Source organism: Lysobacter sp. Root667, from assembly GCF_001427715.1.
Lineage (GTDB): Bacteria > Pseudomonadota > Gammaproteobacteria > Xanthomonadales > Xanthomonadaceae > Lysobacter.
Window position 1 is genome coordinate 744697 of sequence record NZ_LMHF01000009.1, and the last position, 18469, is coordinate 763165.

General features: G+C 67.4%; 12 protein-coding genes. All 12 read left to right on the plus strand.

Features of this window, described 5'->3' with window-relative positions:
- The first annotated feature begins 275 nt into the window (after window positions 1–275).
- The 12 genes from ASD78_RS06945 to ASD78_RS07000 all read left to right on the plus strand — a co-directional run bounded on the left by ASD78_RS06945 (window position 276) and on the right by ASD78_RS07000 (window position 18399).
- Window positions 276–2552, plus strand: a complete 2277-nt coding sequence (locus ASD78_RS06945) for a TonB-dependent receptor (RefSeq protein WP_056099492.1) — start codon at window positions 276–278, stop codon at window positions 2550–2552.
- Window positions 2553–2677: 125 nt separating this feature from the next.
- Window positions 2678–3916 (plus strand): serine hydrolase domain-containing protein, encoded by a 1239-nt coding sequence (locus ASD78_RS06950; protein ID WP_162250138.1) that lies wholly within the window; start codon window positions 2678–2680, stop codon window positions 3914–3916.
- Window positions 3913–4830: a ribokinase gene (locus ASD78_RS06955; RefSeq protein ID WP_056099498.1), complete on the plus strand. Its 918-nt coding sequence runs from the start codon at window positions 3913–3915 to the stop codon at window positions 4828–4830. Before ASD78_RS06950 ends, ASD78_RS06955 begins: the two co-directional genes overlap by 4 nt.
- Before the next feature lie 50 nt (window positions 4831–4880).
- The gene (locus ASD78_RS06960; protein WP_056099501.1) at window positions 4881–7073 is read left to right on the plus strand and encodes an SUMF1/EgtB/PvdO family nonheme iron enzyme; all 2193 of its coding nucleotides are present in this window, start codon (window positions 4881–4883) and stop codon (window positions 7071–7073) included.
- A 4-nt stretch (window positions 7074–7077) separates the two neighbouring features.
- The gene (locus tag ASD78_RS06965) at window positions 7078–8934 is read left to right on the plus strand and encodes a beta-L-arabinofuranosidase domain-containing protein (protein ID WP_056099505.1); all 1857 of its coding nucleotides are present in this window, start codon (window positions 7078–7080) and stop codon (window positions 8932–8934) included.
- A gap of 114 nt (window positions 8935–9048) precedes the next feature.
- Window positions 9049–10248, plus strand: coding sequence for a CoA transferase (locus ASD78_RS06970; protein ID WP_235566455.1), 1200 nt, complete (start codon window positions 9049–9051; stop codon window positions 10246–10248).
- Between the two features lie 547 nt (window positions 10249–10795).
- Window positions 10796–11848, plus strand: a complete 1053-nt coding sequence (rfbB, locus tag ASD78_RS06975; RefSeq protein ID WP_056099509.1) for a dTDP-glucose 4,6-dehydratase — start codon at window positions 10796–10798, stop codon at window positions 11846–11848.
- An 8-nt stretch (window positions 11849–11856) separates the two neighbouring features.
- Window positions 11857–12741 carry a glucose-1-phosphate thymidylyltransferase RfbA gene (rfbA, locus tag ASD78_RS06980; RefSeq protein WP_055902913.1) on the plus strand — a complete coding sequence of 295 codons (885 nt, stop codon included), beginning with the start codon at window positions 11857–11859 and terminating at the stop codon, window positions 12739–12741.
- Window positions 12738–13295, plus strand: a complete 558-nt coding sequence (rfbC, locus tag ASD78_RS06985) for a dTDP-4-dehydrorhamnose 3,5-epimerase (protein WP_056099512.1) — start codon at window positions 12738–12740, stop codon at window positions 13293–13295. The genes rfbA and rfbC overlap by 4 nt, the downstream gene beginning before the upstream one ends.
- Entirely contained in the window at window positions 13292–14182 is an 891-nt protein-coding gene (gene rfbD, locus ASD78_RS06990) for a dTDP-4-dehydrorhamnose reductase (protein WP_056099515.1), read from the plus strand. The genes rfbC and rfbD overlap by 4 nt, the downstream gene beginning before the upstream one ends.
- A 112-nt stretch (window positions 14183–14294) precedes the next feature.
- A complete protein-coding gene (locus ASD78_RS06995; RefSeq protein WP_056099518.1) occupies window positions 14295–16301 on the plus strand; it encodes a S9 family peptidase in 2007 nt (668 codons plus the stop codon).
- A 109-nt stretch (window positions 16302–16410) separates the two neighbouring features.
- Complete coding sequence (locus ASD78_RS07000; protein ID WP_056099520.1) at window positions 16411–18399, plus strand: S9 family peptidase; 1989 nt, start codon at window positions 16411–16413, stop codon at window positions 18397–18399.
- Window positions 18400–18469: the final 70 nt, after the last annotated feature.

An 18469-nucleotide genomic window follows, 5' to 3' on the forward strand; every position in this document is an offset into this window, starting at 1 on the left:
ACGCGGTCCGCGTGGAAATGTTGCAATGCGACATTTTTCCTGCGCACTCAAGCAACAAAACCTAGTCTCTGAACATAGCCCGCAGCGGTTCTATGCCCGCGGACTAGCGCATACGCTCGCTTGCACTACAACGGACTGCCGGGACGTCGGGGGGCGTCGCCAGAGCGAAGCGCGGCCAGCGCGGTTCCAACGCATTACCGATCACGCAGCATCGATCACGGACAACGCCGCGACGGCGCGATCCGTCGCCATCCGAACCCATTACGAGACACGACATGGTCAAGCCACTCAGCGCCGCGATCGGCAGCATCCTGCTGCTCTCCGTCATCTCCGGACAAGCCCGTGCGCAGGACGCCGAAACGGCCGCCGACAGCGAAAGCAAGGACAGCTCCGCGGTCGACCTGGACAGCGTCGTCGTCACCGGTACGCGCAGCCCGAAGGCGGTCGACAAGATCCCGGGCGCGATCACCCTGGTGTCGAAGGAAGAAGTGCAGCGCAGCCTGGTCCTGACCGAGGACGCGACCGCGGTGCTGGCGCGCTCGGTGCCGGGCTACGCCGAATCCTCGCAGGCGATGAGCAACACCGGCGAGAACCTGCGCGGCCGCGTCGCGCTGCGTCTGTTCGACGGCGTGCCGCAGGGCTCGCCGCTGCGCGAGGGCACCCGCAACGCCACCTTCACCGATATGGGCATCGTCGGCCGGATCGAGGTCATCAACGGTCCCTCGGCCTCCGAAGGCATCGGCGCGGCCGGCGGCATCATCAACTACCTGTCGGCGGCGCCGACCAAGGAAGGCAACGAGGTCACCCTGATCTCGCGCTACTCGACCCAGTTCGGCGACGACAGCGACGGCTGGAAGCTGGGCCTGAACTTCGCCCGCAAGGACGGCGACTTCGACATGCTCGCCAGCGCCTCGATCATCGACCGCGGCATCAGCTACGACGCCGACGGCCGCCGCGTCGGCATGAACACCAGCGGCTCGGTCGCCGACTCCGAAGCGCGCAACCTGTTTCTCAAGGCCGGCTACAACTTCGGCGCCGACGGCTCGCAGCGCATCGAAGGTTCGGTCAGTCACTTCAAGATCGAAGGCAAGGCCAACTACATCCAGGTGCTGGGCTGCCGGCCCGAAGAGTTCGCGATCTGCGGCGAGACCCGCACCAACACGTCCGAACCCGGGCAGATCTTCGGCTCCAAGGCCGCGTTCAACGATTTCAAGCAGTATCAGCTGACCTACAGCCACTTCGATCTCGGCGGCGGCACCCTGCTGGTCAACGCCTACAAGGCCGATCAGGCGATGCGTTACCTGGTCGAGAATTCGTCCGACCGCCAGGATCCGCTGATCGCGCCGATCGGCACGATCTACGATCAGTCCGAAATCGTGACAAACAAGAAGGGCCTGCGCACGTCCTGGACCCGGCCGTCGCTGTTCTCGGTCGCCGGGCTGGAACTGCGCGTCGGCCTGGACCTGGTCGAGGACACCGCCGAGCAGCGCCTGGCCCTGACCAACCGGGTCTGGGTGCCGCCGATGGAATACAAGAGCCGGGCGCCGTGGATGCAGCTGTCCTGGGACGTCGGCCCGCTGACCTTCAGCGGCGGCATCCGCCGCGAGGACGGCGAGCTGCACGTCGACGACTACACCACCACCTGGTTCCGCGACCGTCGCTTCGTCAAGGGAGGCACCCTCGACTACCAGGAAAACCTGGTCAACGGCGGCGTGGTCTGGCGCATCAACGAGGGCTTCTCGGTGTTCGGCTCTTACGGCGAGGGCTTCACCCTGGCCAATGTCGGCATCCCGCTGCGCAACATCCAGTGCTCCAACGACAACCCGGACGGCACCCAGCCCGACGGCTGCCCGAACGATCCGCAGATCAGCGTCGGCGACCTGCTCGACCTCAACGCGATCGTGGTCGACAACACCGAGTTCGGCTTCAATTGGCGCGGCAGCCGCGGCTCGCTGAGCGCCTCGCACTACGATTCCAAGTCCGACTTCGGCCAGTCGCTGTCGATCGATCCCATCACCAACGACTTCGTGCTGCTGCGTGCGCCGGTGCGGATCAAGGGCTACGAGCTGGCCGGCGATTACCGTTTCTCCGAGTCCTGGAAGTTCAGCGCGGTCTATTCGCATACCCGCGGCAAGACCTCGTTCTGGTCCGCCGACGCGGCCGGCCGTTATCCGGCGGGCGGCCTGAACCGGCCCATGGGCGTGCTCGACATCAATCCCGACAAGTTCGCCTGGTCGGTGACCTGGAGCTTCGTCCCGCACGGCGACATTACCCTGGGCGCGACCACGTTGTTCTCGCGCAAGTTGTCGGGTACCGACGTGCGGGCGTTCGACGGCCAGAACTTCAGCTTCACCGAGAAGACCAACGGCTACACCCTGTTCGACCTGGGCATGAACTACGAGACCGAACGCTGGGGCCGTTTCTCGCTGGGCATCGAGAATCTGCTCGACAAGCAGTACATCCTGAGCTGGTCGCAGCCGCCGGGCGGCTTCCAGAACTACTGGGCCGGTCGCGGCCGCATGGTCTCGCTCACTCACACGATCAAGTTCTGACACAGGAAGTGGCGCGACACCTTCGAATCGCCGCCGTCGGGTCCCCGTCCCGCGGCGGCTCTTTTTTCCGCGTTGCCGGGCGCCGCGGGATGGCGATGGGTATGGCGGCGTGGTGCGCGTTCGCCATGGCGTCCGGGAATGCGGCGGAGCTTGCGGCCCTGCCGCAGGCGGCACCGGCCAGCGAAGGCTATTCGGCACCACGCCTGGAGCGGCTGCACGAGTTTATGGCTCAGGCCACCGACGAGCGCGGCTATCTCGGCGGTGTGACTCTGATCGCGCGCAACGGCCGCATCGTCGATTGGCGCGCCTATGGCTACCGCGATCTGGCACGCAGCCAGCCGATGCGGCGCGACGACATCTTTCGCATCTACTCCATGAGCAAGACTGTCACTTCGGTCGCGGTGCTGATGCTGATGGAGGAGGGCAGGATCTCGCTGGACGATCCGATCTCGCGCTATCTGCCGGGTTTCGATGCATCGCAGGTGGTCGCCGGCGGCAGCGCCGACGCGCCGCAACTACGCCCGGCGGCCCGACCGATCACGATCGAGCACTTGCTCACCCACACCGCCGGCTTCGCCGCCGGGCGTCCCGGCGACGACATCGCCTTGCAATTGCTGCGGCGTGCCGATCCGCACGGGGCCGGCGATCTGCGCGGCTTCGTCGCGCGCCTGAGCCAGGTGCCGCTGGCCGCCGATCCGGGCACCCGCTTCGGCTACGACGGCGCTGCGCTGGAAACCGCGGCGCGCCTGGTCGAGGTCGTGAGCGGTCAGCCGTTCGACGTGTTCCTGCAGCAACGCGTCTTCAGCCCTTTGCGAATGCGCGACACCGGCTTCCAGGTGCCGATGGCGCAGCGGGCACGCGTGGTCGATATCAGCACGATGGGCGACGACGGCCGTTTGCGCCTGGACGACGGGCCCAGCGCGCGCGAACCCGGGGCGCCGCTCAATGCCTACAGCAGCGGCGCCGGCGGCCTGTATTCGACCGCCGGCGACTACGCGCGCTTCTGCCAGATGCTGCTCGACGGCGGCACGCTGGACGGCGAAACCCTGCTCGGCCGCAAGACCGTCGAGCTGATGCTGCGCAATCATCTGACCATGCTCGATCCGCCGGTGACCCAGTTCAGCGATGCCGAGGGCTTCGGCCTGGGCGGCTATGTGGTGCTGGATCCGGCGCGGCGCGGCCAGGCGGGATCGGTGGGGCAATTCGGCTGGTCGGGTGCGGCCTCCACCAGCTACACCCTCGATCCGCAGGAGAAGCTGGTCGCTATCCTGATGCTGCAACATTCGCCGCGCGAGGACCGCGTCGATCTGCCGCGGATCGCGCGACGCTTCTATGCGCTGGTCTATCAAGGACTGGCGCCATGAGCGGTACCGTGCTGGTGGCCGGCTCGGCCAATCTGGACTTCGTGGTCCGCGCCGCGCATGTGCCCGCACCGGGCGAGACCGTACTCGGGCGCGATTTCGCGACCTATCCCGGCGGCAAGGGCGCGAACCAGGCCGTGGCCTGCGCGCGCGCGGGCGCGCCTACCCGCATGCTGGCTGCGTTCGGCGACGACGGCCATGCCGCACCGATCGAACGTTCGCTGCAGGCGGCCGGCGTGAACCTGCACGCACTGCGCATGTCCGGCTGCGCGACCGGTACCGCCTTCATCTGCGTGTCCGACGACGCCGAGAACGCGATCACCGTAGCGCCGGGCGCGAACGCCGTGCTGCGCCCCGAGCACCTGCCGAATCTGGACGGAGTCAGCCACCTGCTGCTGCAGTTGGAAACGCCGCTGGCGACGGTCGAAGCCTGGGCTCGGGCCGCGCGTGCCGCCGGGACGACGGTGATCTTGAACGCAGCGCCTGCCTGCGCCCTGGCGCCCGGTCTTCTGCAAGCGGTCGACGTACTGGTGGTCAACGAAGGCGAACTCGCTGCGATCACCGGCGTGCGCGGCGATCTGGAAGCCGCGCTGGCGCGCCTGGACATACCGTGCGTGATCGTCACCCTGGGCGCGCGCGGCTGCTGCGCGCGTGTCGGCGGCGAGTTTCTGCATCAGGCTGCGTACCCGGTCGCGGCGGTGGATACGACCGCCGCCGGCGACACGTTCTGCGGCACACTGGCAGCGGCGCTGGCCGCGGGCGAGGACTACGCCGCCGCGCTGCGCCTGGCCAGCGCAGCGTCGGCGCTCGCCTGCACGCGCGCGGGCGCACAATCCAGCGTGCCCGCGCGCGCCGAGGTCGATGCCTTGCTCGCAGGCGAACAGGCGGTGTCGGCAGCTGCCGCCGCGCCGCCCTGAAGCCGATTCGTATCGTCCCCCTTTCCGTTCTTCCGATACCGCCCGAACCGATGAATCCCAGTCCCGACCAACCCGCATCCGACCCCAACGGCACAGACAGTGACGAGCGCCGCCCAGTGCGCAGCGAGTACAAGTTCTCGCATGTCACCACCCAGCGCTACCTGCCGCTGCCGGGCAAGGCGCCGGGTTGGCCGTTCGCCGAGATCGGGCATTGGAAGATGGATGTCGACGGCTCGGTCGACGACTGGATCGCCGAGCTGATCGACTGGCGCCGCGAGCACCTGACCCGGATCGGCTACGACGACGCCAACTACCGCCGCCCCGAGCTGCAATGGGCGCAGCGCAATTTCGTCCACGCCCAGATGATGGCCGAGGACCGCTACTTCTACGATCCGGTCGAAGGCCGCTATACCGTCGAGCGTTACCTCGACGATCTCAAGCGCCGCTACGGCGGCATCGACAGCGTGCTGATCTGGCATGTGTATCCGAACATCGGTGTCGACGACCGCAACCAGTTCGACCTGGCTGGCGACCTGCCGGGCGGCATCGAAGGCCTGCGCGGCGCCATCGCCGAATTCCATCGCCATGGCGTGCGCGTGTTGCTGCCGACCATGCCCTGGGACAACGGCACCCGCGACGACGGCCGCAACGACTGGGAGTCGATGGCCGAGCTGGTCAAGGCGGTCGGCGCCGACGGCATCAACGGCGACACCTACAACGGCGTGCCGCGCGCGTTCTTCGACGCCTGCGATGCGCTCGGTCACCCGGTGGTATTGCAACCGGAGTCGACCATCAGCGCCGAGGAGGCGTTGATCTGGAACGTGCAGAGCTGGGGCAAGAAGGCGCCGAACGAAGTCGTGCCGCCGGTGGCCAAGTTCAAGTGGCTGGAACCGCGCCACATGATCAACTACGAGAACCGCTGGGGCCGCGACCGCAACCACGACCTGCAATACATCTTCTTCAACGGCGTGGGTTACAACGCCTGGGAAAACATCTGGGGCCTGTGGAACCAGCTCACCCCGCGCGACGCCGAGGCATTGCGCCGCATCGCCGCGATCGAGCGCCGCTTCGCCGACTGCATGGTCAGCCTGGACTGGCGCCCGTACGAGCGCACCCTGCAGGCAGGCGTGTTCGCCAGCCGCTTCCCGCGCGAGGGCGTGACCCTGTGGACGCTGGTCAACCGTAACGAGTACGAAGTCGCGGGCGAGCACTTGGCGGTGCCGCACACCGAAGGAACGCGTTACTACGATGCCTGGAACGGCGTCGCTCTGGCGCCGCGGATCGATGGCGGCCGCGCGGTGTTCGAATTCGCGATCGAAGGCCGCGGCTTTGGTGCGGTCGCGGCGCTGGCGCCCGGCGCCGATGTCGAGGGGCTTGGCGCCTTCCTCGCCGGCATGGCCGAACGCGCGGCCACGCCCTTGCGCGACTATTCGAACCAGTGGCGCGCGTTGGCTCAGGTGCTGGTGCCGATCGAGCCGACCACGCCGGCGCAGACGCCGCCGCCGGGCATGATCGCGATCCCCGCCGGCGACTTCGATTTCGTGGTCGGCGGCGTCGAGATCGAGGGCCAGACCTGGGAAGGCGTGGACGTGCAATACCCCTGGGAGTCCAGCGCGCGTCGCGGTCATCGTCAGCGCATGCGCATGCGGCCGTTCCATATCGACCGCACGCCGGTGACCAACGCCGAATACCGGCGCTTCATCGAGGCCAGCGGCTATCGCCCGCGCGATTCTCACAATTACCTGCGCGACTGGATCGACGGTGCGCCACCGCCGGGCTGGGAACGCAAGCCGGTGACCTGGGTCGGGCTCGAAGACGCACGCGCCTACGCGCACTGGGCCGGCAAACGCCTGCCGCGCGAATGGGAGTGGCAGTATGCCGCGCAGGGCAGCGACGGCCGTCGCTACCCCTGGGGCGATGCCTGGCGCGAGGATGCGGTGCCTGCTACGAACCGCGGCCGACGTCTGCGTGCGCCCGACGATGTCGACGCGCATCCGGCCGGGGCCAGTCCTTTCGGCGTGCTCGACCTGGTCGGCAACGTCTGGCAATGGACCGACGAGTACCAGGACGAACACACGCGCGCGGCGATCCTGCGCGGCGGCAGCTCCTACCAGCCGCAGACCTCGCATTGGTATTTCCCGCAGGCGCACCGGCTGGACCAGCACGGAAAGTATCTGTTGATGGCGCCGAGCAAGGACCGCTCGGGCTGCATCGGTTTCCGCTGCGTCGTCGATGCGGCCTGACGCGATGAGCCGGATTCCCGCCAGCGCCGCGGCGATCGCCGTCCACCTCGACGGCTTGCTCGGCGACGCGCTCGACGCCAACCTCGCCGGGCGCCTGTCGCGTTTCATCGTCGACGAACATAGCCCCGCGATCGCGATCTTCGCCCCGGAGCTGCGTGCGCAGAACCGCGAGGGCGACTGGTACGGCGAACACGCGGGCAAGTGGATGGTCGCCGCCGCCAAGGCCGCGGCGCGCTCGGGCGATGCCGACCTGCTGGCGCGGCTGCGGCGCGTGGCCGATTTCCTGGTCGCGAGCCAGGAGGCCGATGGCTATCTCGGCACCTATGCGCCCGAGCGACGCTTCATGCGCAAGCAGCTGCCCAAGCCGATCAGCTGGGACGGCGCGCCCAGCGTTCGCACCTGGGACATCTGGACCCACGCTTATCTGATCCTGGGGCTGCTGGAAATCAACCGCCATTTCCCGGAGGCGCGTTATCTGGAGGCCGCGCGCCGCATCGGCGACTTGTGCGCGCGCACGCTGGGCGAGGGCGGCATCGACATCACCGAACTGGGCAACCATCACGGCATGTCGGCGACGGTGCTGATGGACCCCGCCACCGAGCTCTACTTCGCGACCGGCGAGCGCCGCTATCTAGAACTGGCGACGACGGTGCTGGAGCAGGCCGACCGGCATCCGCAACTGGCACTGCTCAGCCGTGCCCTGGCCGGCGCCGATGCGGCCGAGATCGCCACCGGCAAGGCCTATCAGCTGGCCTGGAACCTGGTCGGCCTGGCCAAGCTGCATCGCGCCACCGGCATTCCCGACTATCGCGAAGCGATCGAGCGCCTGTGGCGCAGCATCCGCGAACAGCATCTGACTCTGGGCGGCGGTCCCTGGGGCGGCGTCGCGCATCGCTCGCGCGAAGTGTTCAACGCGCCGGGCGCATTCAGTCCGCATGGCTACGTCGAGACCTGTTCGACCCTGGCCTGGATTCAGTTGAACCGCGAGCTGCTCGCGATCGACGGCGACCCGCGCTACGCCGAGGAGATCGAGCGTTCGGCCTATAACGACCTGCTCGGCGCGCAGGCGCCCAACGGCGAGGACTGGTGTTATTACGTGTACCCGAACGGGCGCCGCGTGCACACCACCTATTGGCGCTGCTGCAAGTCCAGCGGCGCGATGGCGCTAGAGGAACTGCCGGCGATCGCCTATGCGCGCATCGACGAGGCCGCCATCGCGGTGAATCTGTACGGGCCGGGCCGGGCCGAGATCGAACTGGGCGCGGCGGGCCGCGTGCGCCTGGAGCAGGCGACCGGCTATCCGTTCGAAGGCGACGTGCGATTGCGCGTCGGCGTCGAGCGCGAGGCGCGGTTCGCTTTGAAGTTGCGCGTGCCGTCCTGGGCCGAAGGCGCGACCGTGCGCGTCTACGGCGAAACGGCCAGCGCCGCGGTCGAGCAGGGCGCCTATGCCGTGCTCGACCGCGTCTGGCGCGATGGCGACGTGGTGAGCCTGCATTTTCCGATGGCGCCGCGCAGTCATCGCGCGATCAACCGCAACGTGCAGGAATCGCGCGCGCCCGACGGCAGCCCGGTGCGCCAGGAAGTGCTGCATTTCGAATACCTGGGCATCAGCCGCGGACCGCTGGTCTACGCATCCGGCTTGATCGACGGCTTCAAGACCGAGGAAACGCTGCGGCTGCCCTCGACGCCGGAGGAGAACTGGCTGTTGCCGGCGCAGGACAGGGACGGCGAGCCGACCATCGAGCTGCGCCTGGGCTACCGCTCGCCGCTGGTGTTCGCGCCTTATTACCGCGCCGGCGGCCGCGTCGACGGCGCCTGGCGGCTGACCTGGATGTCGCTGGCGCCGGAGCCGACGCCATGAGCGCAGGCGCGCGAATCGCCAAGCAAGATTTTGTGGCGCCAGAACATATGCGGCCTGTCTGGTTCGGTTCGCGCCCAAGGCGCAAAGTGCATCGGGCACCACGTCAGGAGTTTCATGGATACGCAGCGTATGGACGCATTCCCACCTGATCCGGGCGCCGCGCGCGCCAATCCGTCCGGTCCGCTCGCCGGCGTGCGCGTGCTCGACCTGAGCGCCTATATCGCCGGTCCCTACGGTTGCGCCTTGTTGGCCGACCAGGGTGCGGACGTGATCAAGATCGAGCCGCCCGACGGCGACAACCTGCGCCAGTACCCGTCGACGCTGCCCAGCGAAAGCCGCGCCTTTCTCGGCGTGAACCGCAGCAAGCGCGGCATCGTGCTCGACCTCAAGCAGGCCGCCGACCATGCCGTCCTGCTCAAGCTGGTGCGCGACGCCGACGTGCTGGTGCACAACTTCCGCCCGAGCGTGCCGCAGCGGCTGGGGATCGATTTCGAGCGCCTGAGCCTGATCAATCCGCGCCTGATCTATTGCGCGGTGACCGGCTATGGCGAGACCGGTCCGATGAAGGACAAGGCCGGCTACGACCAGGTGCTGCAGACCATGACCGGCATGTGCGCGCTGCAAGGCCGGCGCGGCGGGCCGCCGGAAATCATCTACGGCTCGGTCGTCGACTACTACACCGCGGCCTTGCTGGCCGCCGGCGTGTCCTCGGCGCTGTTCGAGCGCGAGCGCAGCGGTCTGGGCCAGTTCGTCGGCGTGTCCTTGCTGCGCAGCGCCCTGACCATGCAGTCGGCACGGATGATCTGGGCCGAGGGCGAGTCCCTGGACATCGGTCGCGACATGCGTTCCGGCGGCGTCACCGGCATTCATCCCACTCGCGACGGCCACATCTACATCTCCGCCAACACGCCGCGCTTCTGGAAGGCGCTGTGCGAGAAGACCGGGCTGGACGACTTTGCGGCGCAGGCGCGCTACGACAGCGTGCGCAAACGCGCCGAACATGCGGCCGAGATCGTGCCGCGCCTGCACGAAGCACTGGCGCAGCGCGGGGCGATGGAATGGGAGACGCTGTTCGGCGATGAGGTGCCGTGCGCGGCGGCGCGCCGCATCGAAGACATGTTCGAGCATCCGCAGGTGCTGGCCGAGGGCATCGTCGGCACCATCGAGCACCCGCGCGTCGGCCGCTACCGCGCGGTCGCGCAGTCGATCAAGTTCGGCCGCACGCCGGGGCCGGCGCCGTTCGCCGCGCCGATGCTGGGGCAGGACACCGAGGCTGTGCGGGCGGCGGTCGAGGCCGGTACGGACGCCGACTGAGCGCTGCCCGCTGCGGCGGCAGCGCATCCCGCCGAATCGTCGGCCCCGGAAACGCGAGCGCCGTCGCAAAGCCTGCATTCCGTCGGCGGGTATGGGCCCAGGCCACAGCTTCAGCACCGAATCGCCATATTTTCCGTGGGTTGGCGCCTGAATTCGCGTACCCGCAGCGTGCATGGGTGTCCGAGTCCCTCGTTCAGGCAGGCCCGACCCTGGCTGCCGGATCCACGTCCCCGGGCCTTGCCGCGCAAGGCTTTGCCCCTGTGGCGATGCCTGAACGAGCCCGCTGGCCGGCCCGCGGGGCGCGCGCCGAAACGGCGCCCAGGCCGGCCCTACGCGGCATCGGCCGCAAAGAAAGAAAGTATTAGAATCATTCGCTTGCATGACTCGGGCGTTGCCGGACCCCGGCTGCTCACCGGTGTGATGGGTCCTTTCAGGTCGCCTGCCGTATCGTTCCGGCGGTTTCCGATCCGGCCCGATCCGCGCCATAGGGGTGGGCTGGTCACGGCGGGGACGTACGGTCTAATTTTCTTGAGCAGGGAGTGGTTGAGTGTCTACTTGGTTGGTGACCGGCGGCGCCGGGTTCATTGGCGGTAATTTCGTACTCGAAGCGGTGCAGCGCGGCGTCAAGGTCGTGAACCTGGACGCGCTGACCTATGCGGGCAACCTCGACACTCTGGGCCCGCTGGACGGCGACGGGCGCCATGTGTTCGTGCAGGGCGACATCGGCGATGCCGAACTGGTCGCACGCCTGCTGCGCGAGCACCGTCCCGACGCAGTGATCAACTTCGCCGCCGAGAGCCACGTCGATCGTTCGATCGACGGCCCGGCCGCGTTCGTGCACACCAACGTGGTCGGCACCCTGAGCCTGCTGGAGCAGAGCCGCGACTACTGGAAATCGCTGGACGCGCCGGGCCGCGACGCGTTCCGTTTCCTGCACGTGTCCACCGACGAGGTGTACGGCACCCTCGGCGATACCGGCAAATTCACCGAGACCACGCCTTACGCGCCGAATTCGCCGTACTCGGCCTCCAAGGCCGCGTCCGATCATCTGGTGCGGGCCTTCCACCACACCTACGGCCTGCCGGTGCTGACCACCAACTGCTCGAACAACTACGGTCCGTACCAGTTTCCGGAAAAACTCATTCCGCTGATCATCGCCAAGGCGCTGGCCGGCGAGCCGTTGCCGGTCTATGGCGACGGCCTCAACGTGCGCGACTGGCTGTACGTCGGCGACCACTGCGCCGCGATCCGGCGCGTGCTCGAAGCCGGCCGCCTGGGCGAGACCTACAACGTCGGCGGCGACGCCGAGCGCCAGAACATCGTCGTGGTCAAGACCATCTGCGCCTTGCTCGACCAGCGCCGCCCGCTCGCCGACGGCCGCAAGCGCGAGTCGCTGATCACCTACGTCAAGGATCGCCCGGGTCACGACCGCCGCTACGCGATCGACGCTTCCAAGCTGCAGGGCGAACTGGGCTGGGCGCCGACCGTGACCTTCGAGGAGGGCATGGCGCGCACCGTCGACTGGTACCTCGAGCAGCAGCCGTGGGTGCAGCGCGTGCTCGACGGCAGCTACCGACTCGAACGCATCGGCCAGGCTTGAGGACGACCATGAATCGCAAGGGCATCATCCTCGCCGGCGGCTCCGGCACCCGGCTGTATCCGATCACCCAGGCGATCAGCAAGCAGCTGCTGCCGGTGTACGACAAGCCGATGATCTATTACCCGCTCAGCGTGCTGATGCTGGCGGGCATTCGCGACGTGCTGATCATCAACACCCCGCACGAGCAGGCGCTGTTCCGCCACTTGCTCGGCGACGGTTCGCGCTGGGGCATGAACATCGAATACGCCGCGCAGCCCAGCCCCGACGGCCTGGCGCAGGCGTTCCTGATCGGCCGCGAGTTCCTGGCCGGCGGTCCCAGCTGTCTGGTCCTGGGCGACAACATCTTCCACGGCCCGGGCCTGACCGCGATGCTCAAGCGCGCCGACCAGCGCGAACAGGGCGCAACCGTATTCGGCTACTGGGTCAACGATCCGGAGCGCTACGGCGTGGCCGAGTTCGATGGCGAGGGCCGGGTGATCGGCTTGGAAGAAAAGCCGGAGCAGCCGCGTTCCAACTATGCGGTGACCGGCCTGTACTTCTACGATGGCCGTGCCAGCGACTTCGCCGCCGATCTCAAGCCTTCGCCGCGCGGCGAGCTGGAAATCACCGATCTCAACCGCCGCTATCTCGAAGAAGGCTCCTTGCATCTGGAGCAGCTCGGCCGCGGTTATGCCTGGCTCGACACCGGTACCCACCAGTCGCTGCTGGAAGCGTCCAACTTCATCGAGACCATCGAAGCGCGCCAGGGGCTGCGCATCTGCTGTCCCGAGGAGATCGCCTGGAACAACGGCTGGATCGACGGCGACCGCCTGATCGAGCTGGCCGCGCCGCTGGCCAAGAACGGCTATGGCCAATATCTGCTGGGCCTGGCCAAGCGGGGGTTCGTGCCGTGAAAGTAATCGAAACCGATCTGCCGGGCTGCGTGGTCATCGAACCGCAGGTATTCGGCGACGCGCGCGGTTATTTCTTCGAATCGTTCAACCGCGACAAGCTCGCCGAGCACGGTCTGTCGCCGAACTTCGTCCAGGGCAACGTGTCCTCGTCGGCGCGCGGCGTGCTGCGCGGCCTGCACTACCAGTGGCCCAATCCGCAGGGCAAGTACGTGTCGGTGATCGAAGGCGAAGTCTGGGACGTCGCGGTCGACATCCGCCGCGGCTCGCCGCACTACGGCCGTTGGGCCGCGGTGCTGCTGAGCGCCGAGAACAAGCGCCACTTCTGGATACCGGAAGGCTTCGCCCACGGTTTCGCCGTGCTCAGCGAGCGCGCGGTGTTCACCTACCTGTGCACCGCGACCTACGATGCCAAGGCCGACGCCGGCATCCGCTGGGACGACCCGGCGCTGGCGATCGACTGGCCGATCAGCGAGCCGAGCCTGTCGGACAAGGACGCGCGCGCGCCCTTGCTGGCCGAGGTCCCGGCGGACCGCCTGCCCGTCTATTCCGCATGAAGATCCTGCTGCTGGGCGGCAACGGCCAGGTCGGCCAGGAACTGCGGCGCAGCCTGGCCCCGTTGGGCGAGGTCGTGGTCACCACGCGCAGCGGCGAGCTGCCCGACGGCGGCCGCTGCGAGGCCTTGGACCTGGCCGAACTCGACGCGATCGCGCCGTTGTTCCAGCGGGTCGCGCCCGACATCGTGGTCAATGCGACCGCGCATACCGCAGTCGACCGTGCCGAGGACGAACCCGAGCTGGCGTTTCGCATCAACGCCGAGGCGCCGGGGCGCATCGCGCGGGCCTGCGCGATGCGCGGCGCGCCGCTGCTGCATTACTCGACGGACTATGTGTTCGACGGCAGCGGCACGCGCCCTTATCGCGAAGACGACGCCACCGCGCCGCTGGGCGTGTACGGCGCCAGCAAGCTGGCCGGCGAGCGCGAAATCGCGGTCAGCGGCACGCGTCATCTGATCCTGCGCACGGCCTGGGTCTACGCCACCCACGGCGTCAATTTCCTGCGCACCATGCTGCGGGTCGGCGCCGAGCGCGACGAACTGCGCGTGGTCGCCGACCAGATCGGATCGCCGACGCCGGCCTGGCTGATCGCAGACGTCAGCGCGCAGATCCTGCGCCAGGGCGTGGCCGAGTCCGGCATACGGCATCTCGTCGCGGGCGGCGAAACCACCTGGCACGGCTTCGCCGAGGCGATCTTCGAAAGCGCTTCCGAGCGCGGCCTGATCGCACGCCGGCCGAGCGTGCATCCGATCGCCACCGCCGACTACCCCACGCGCGCCCGGCGTCCGGCCTATTCGGTGCTGGACACCACGCGCCTGCGCCGCGATTACGGCCTGGACCTGCCGGACTGGCGCGCGGCCCTGGATCGCACTCTGGCGACAGATTAGGCAAAGTCTCCGTGTCGGCGCGCTTGGGGTAGGGGGCCGGGTGCCCAAGCGCGTTGGATGCGGTAGGCTAGGCGCGAGCCGTTTTTTCGCGTCGTTTTAGGGGATAACCGAAATGAAAAAGCTGCACCTCGCGGTGCTGGGCCTGGCGCTGTGCGCGGCCTCTGCGCAAGCCGCCGATGCGCCGTCCGGCGCGCCCTCGATCGCCGATTTCGTCCGCCATCCGACCTACAGCGGCGCCAAGATCTCGCCCAGCGGCGAGTACCTGGCGCTGACCGTCGACCGCGGCGACCAGGACGTCCTGACCGTGCTGCGCACCAAGGACCTGAGCGTGGTCAAGGTCAATCAGCTGCCGGACGAGAAGAGCGTGGGTCAGTTCGAATGGGTCAGTCCCGAGCGCCTGATCTTCAATTCGGTCAAGAAGCTCGGCCGCTATGCCCAGCCTTTCGGCACCGGCGAATGGTACGGCGTCAACGCCGACGGCACCCAGCCGCGACCGCTGGTGTTCTACGGCACCCGCGACGCCACCCAGCGCGGCAAGCAGGTCGGTAACGAGCGCTTCCAGTTGCTGGATACGCTGCGCGACGACGACGTCAACGTGATCATGGCGGTGACCTCGCCGCGTTCCAGCGAAGGCTCGGGCACCGAGCTGGTGCTGTTCGACACCCTGACCGGCCGCCGCAAGTCGCTGGCGCGCGCGCCGCGCGAGAATTGCGAGATCGCGCTGGATGCCGCCAAGGCGCCGCGCTTCGCCATCTGCTACGACGACGAAGACGCACAGGGCAATTTCGACAGCCAGAACGAGCTCTACCGCCGCGGCGACGACGGCAAGTGGACCTTGATCAACAGTTCCAAGAGCTCCGGCAAGCACCTGAGCGTGATCGGCACCTCCACCGACGGCCTGATCTACGCCAACCAGAGCGACGGCAAGAAGCCCGAAGCCCTGGGCACCATCGACCCGGCCACCGGCGCCTTCAACAGCCTGTTCGAAGACGCGGTTTCCGACCCGGCCGGCTACATCACTTCGGCCGACGGCGACACCATCCTCGGCGTGATCACCGAGGCCGGCGCGCCGCGCGTGACCATGGTCGACGAGAAGCACCCCGACGCCGAGATCTACGCCTCGCTCGCCGGCGCGTTCCCGGGCCAGCTGGTGCGTTTCTCCAGCGCGACCAAGGACGGCAAGAAGATCGTGGTCTCGGTGGTCAGCGACAAGAACCCGGGCGAGCTCTATCTGTACGACCGCGACACCGGCAAGGCGCGCTTCCTGATGCAGGGCCGCAAGTGGCTGGACCCGAAGAAGATGGCGAGCGTCAAGCCGTTCTCGATGACCACCCGCGACGGCCTCAAGATCCATGGCTACCTGACCATCCCGAACGGTTCCGACGGCAAGAACCTGCCGATGATCGTCAACGTGCACGGCGGCCCGATGGGCCCGCGCGACGACTGGGCGTTCAATTGGGAAACCCAGATGCTCGCCAGCCGCGGCTACCTGGTGATGCAGATCAACTACCGCGGCTCGGGCGGCTTCGGCAAGGGCTTCCAGGACATGGGCTACGGCACCTGGGCCACCGGCATCATGAACGACATCATCGACGCCACGAAGTGGACCATCAACCAGGGTTACGCCGACGGCGACCGCGTCTGCATCTACGGCGGCAGCTTCGGCGGCTACGCCTCGCTGATGGCGCCGACCATCGACCAGACGCTGTTCAAGTGCTCGTTCGGTTACGTCGGCGCCTACGACATCGACGTGCAGCTGACCAAGAGCGATACCTCCGACCGCGAAAGCGGCCGTCGCTACATGGCCCGTGCTTTCGGCAAGACCAAGGCCGAGCAGGACGCGATGTCGCCGGTCAAGCACGCCGACAAGTTCAAGATCCCGGTCTACCTCGCCGCCGGCGCGCGCGATCCGCGTTGCCCGCCGGAAAACACCGAATCGATGAACAAGGCGCTGATCGCGGCTGGCAATCCGCCGGAAGGCATGATCATCCAGTCCGGCGAAATGCACGGTTTCTATAAGGAAGAGAACAACCAGCGTCTGTACACTGAGATGCTGAACTTCTTCGACCGCCATATCGGCGGCAAGGTCAAGGTCGGGGGCGCGTCGAAGGCCAATTGAGCCCTTCGCGCGCGTTCGCCCGTTGCATCTGCGGCCACCCATCCGGGTGGCCGCAGTCGTTTTCCGCAGGGCGTGCCTACAGGTACATAGAAATCAGGGGAGTTAGGAAATGAAGCAGTGGTTGAGTGCGGCCGCGCTGTGCGCCGGCCTGATTGCGGCGCCGATGGCGTCGGCGGTCAATGTCGATGCCTACATCAAGAAGGATCAGTTCAACGACGTCAAGATTTCGCCCAACGGCGATTACCTGGCCGCGACCGTTCCGTTCGAGGACAAGACCGCGCTGGTGATCCTGCGCCGGGCCGACAATAAGGTCACGGCGAACTTCCGTCTTGAAAAGAACACGCACGTCGACGATTTCTGGTGGGTCAATCCGGATCGCGTGGTGATCAGCATGGCGCGCAAGATCGGTGCGCTCGATCAGCCGCGGCTCGACGGCAACCTTTACGCGATCAATGCCGACGGCACCCAGCCGGGCTTGCTGGTGGGCCAGAGCGTGCAAGGTGCAGGGCTCGGCACCAAGATCCAGCCCAAGAAGGTCGAGCAGATCGCAGCTTTCGTGGTCGACGACCTGCCGAACGACGACAAGAACATCATCATCTCGGTGCAGCCGTTCGCCGACGATCCCTATACCCGGGTCGAGAAGATGGACGTCTACACCGGCCGCCGCTCGCCGCTCGCGCGCGCGCCGGTGCGCAACGCCGATTTCATCACCGACAACCAGGGACTGGTGCGTTTCGCCAGCGGTTTCGGCATCGACCGTATCCGCAAGCTCTACTACCGCAAGAGCGAAAGTGCGGAATGGGAGATGATCAGCGCCGAGAACACCGGCGAAGGCATCGAATACCCGATCGGTTTCTCTGCCGACGACAAGACGGCCTACTTCCAGGCTGAGCGCAAGAATGGGCCGGACGCGATCGTCGCCTACGACATCGCCACCCAGAAGCGCACCGATCTGCTGCAGGACGCCAAGGTCGATCCGGCCGGTTTCATTTATCGCAGCAATTCGGCGACGCCGGTCGGCGCGTTCTTCGTCGACGGCAAGCGCATCACCAAGTTCTTCGATACCGCCGCGCCGGAATCGCGCCTGTACAAGAGTCTGGAATCTGCGTTCGGCGGCGATCCGGTGCGCATCACCTCGCGCACCAGCGATCAACGTCTGGCCCTGGTCGAAGTGTCCGGCGGCAACAATCCCGGCGACTTCTTTTTGTTCGACACCACCGCGAAGAGGGCCGAGCACCTGCTCAGCCGGCGCGACTGGTTCGATCCGGCGGAAATGGCGGAGAAGCGCAGCATATCGCTCAAGGCGCGCGATGGCCTGGCATTGCAGGGTTACTTGAGCATTCCCAAGGGCAGCAGCGGCAAGAATCTGCCGATGGTGGTAATGCCCCATGGCGGACCGTACGGCATCCAGGATCCGTGGGGCTTCGACGAGGAAGCGCAGATGCTGGCCGCCGCTGGCTACGCGGTGCTGCAGGTCGATTTCCGCGGTTCGGGCGGATATGGCCGCGCCTTCGTCCACGCCGGCGCGCGCGAATGGGGCGGCAAGATGCAGGACGACGTCACCGACGCGACCCGCTGGGCGATCCAGCAGGGCGTCGCCGACAGCGGCCGCATCTGCATCTACGGCGCCAGCTACGGTGCCTATGCGGCCTTGATGGGTGCGGCCAAGGAGCCGACCCTGTACAAGTGTGCGGCCGGCTACGTCGGCGTCTACGACCTGCCCAGCATGCACAACACCGGCGACATCCAGCGTCGCGGTTCGGGCGAAACTTACTTGCGCGAGTGGATCGGCAGCCGCGAGGAACTCGGCGCGGTATCGCCCACGCGCATGGCCGACCGGATCAAGGTACCGGTATTCCTGGCCGCAGGCGGCGAGGACGAGCGCGCGCCGATCTCGCACAGCAAGATGATGGAGCAGGCGCTGCGCAAGGCCGGTACGCCGGTGGAAACCCTGTACTACGACACCGAAGGCCACGGCTTCTATACCGACGCCCATCAGCGCGAGTACTACACCAAGCTGCTGGCGTTCCTGGCGCGCAGCCTCGGCGGTCAGGTCGCGACCGCGCCTGCGGCGGCGAAGCCCGCTGCGGGGAAGTAAGCGGCCGGGCCGAGAGCCGGGTTCGCTTCGAGTCCGGCTGCAACGATCCGCCACAAAAAAACGGCGCCGC

Excerpts from the sequence above, each read along its gene's own strand:
- rfbD (WP_056099515.1), top strand. The coding sequence starts at position 13,292 with ATGAAGATCCTGCTGCTGGGCGGCAACGGCCAGGTCGGCCAGGAACTG.
- ASD78_RS06950 (WP_162250138.1), top strand. The coding sequence starts at position 2,678 with ATGGCGTCCGGGAATGCGGCGGAGCTTGCGGCCCTGCCGCAGGCGGCA.
- ASD78_RS06960 (WP_056099501.1), top strand. The coding sequence starts at position 4,881 with ATGAATCCCAGTCCCGACCAACCCGCATCCGACCCCAACGGCACAGAC.
- ASD78_RS06970 (WP_235566455.1), top strand. The coding sequence starts at position 9,049 with ATGGATACGCAGCGTATGGACGCATTCCCACCTGATCCGGGCGCCGCG.
- ASD78_RS07000 (WP_056099520.1), top strand. The coding sequence starts at position 16,411 with ATGAAGCAGTGGTTGAGTGCGGCCGCGCTGTGCGCCGGCCTGATTGCG.
- ASD78_RS06965 (WP_056099505.1), top strand. The coding sequence starts at position 7,078 with ATGAGCCGGATTCCCGCCAGCGCCGCGGCGATCGCCGTCCACCTCGAC.
- ASD78_RS06945 (WP_056099492.1), top strand. The coding sequence starts at position 276 with ATGGTCAAGCCACTCAGCGCCGCGATCGGCAGCATCCTGCTGCTCTCC.
- ASD78_RS06955 (WP_056099498.1), top strand. The coding sequence starts at position 3,913 with ATGAGCGGTACCGTGCTGGTGGCCGGCTCGGCCAATCTGGACTTCGTG.
- rfbA (WP_055902913.1), top strand. The coding sequence starts at position 11,857 with ATGAATCGCAAGGGCATCATCCTCGCCGGCGGCTCCGGCACCCGGCTG.
- ASD78_RS06995 (WP_056099518.1), top strand. The coding sequence starts at position 14,295 with ATGAAAAAGCTGCACCTCGCGGTGCTGGGCCTGGCGCTGTGCGCGGCC.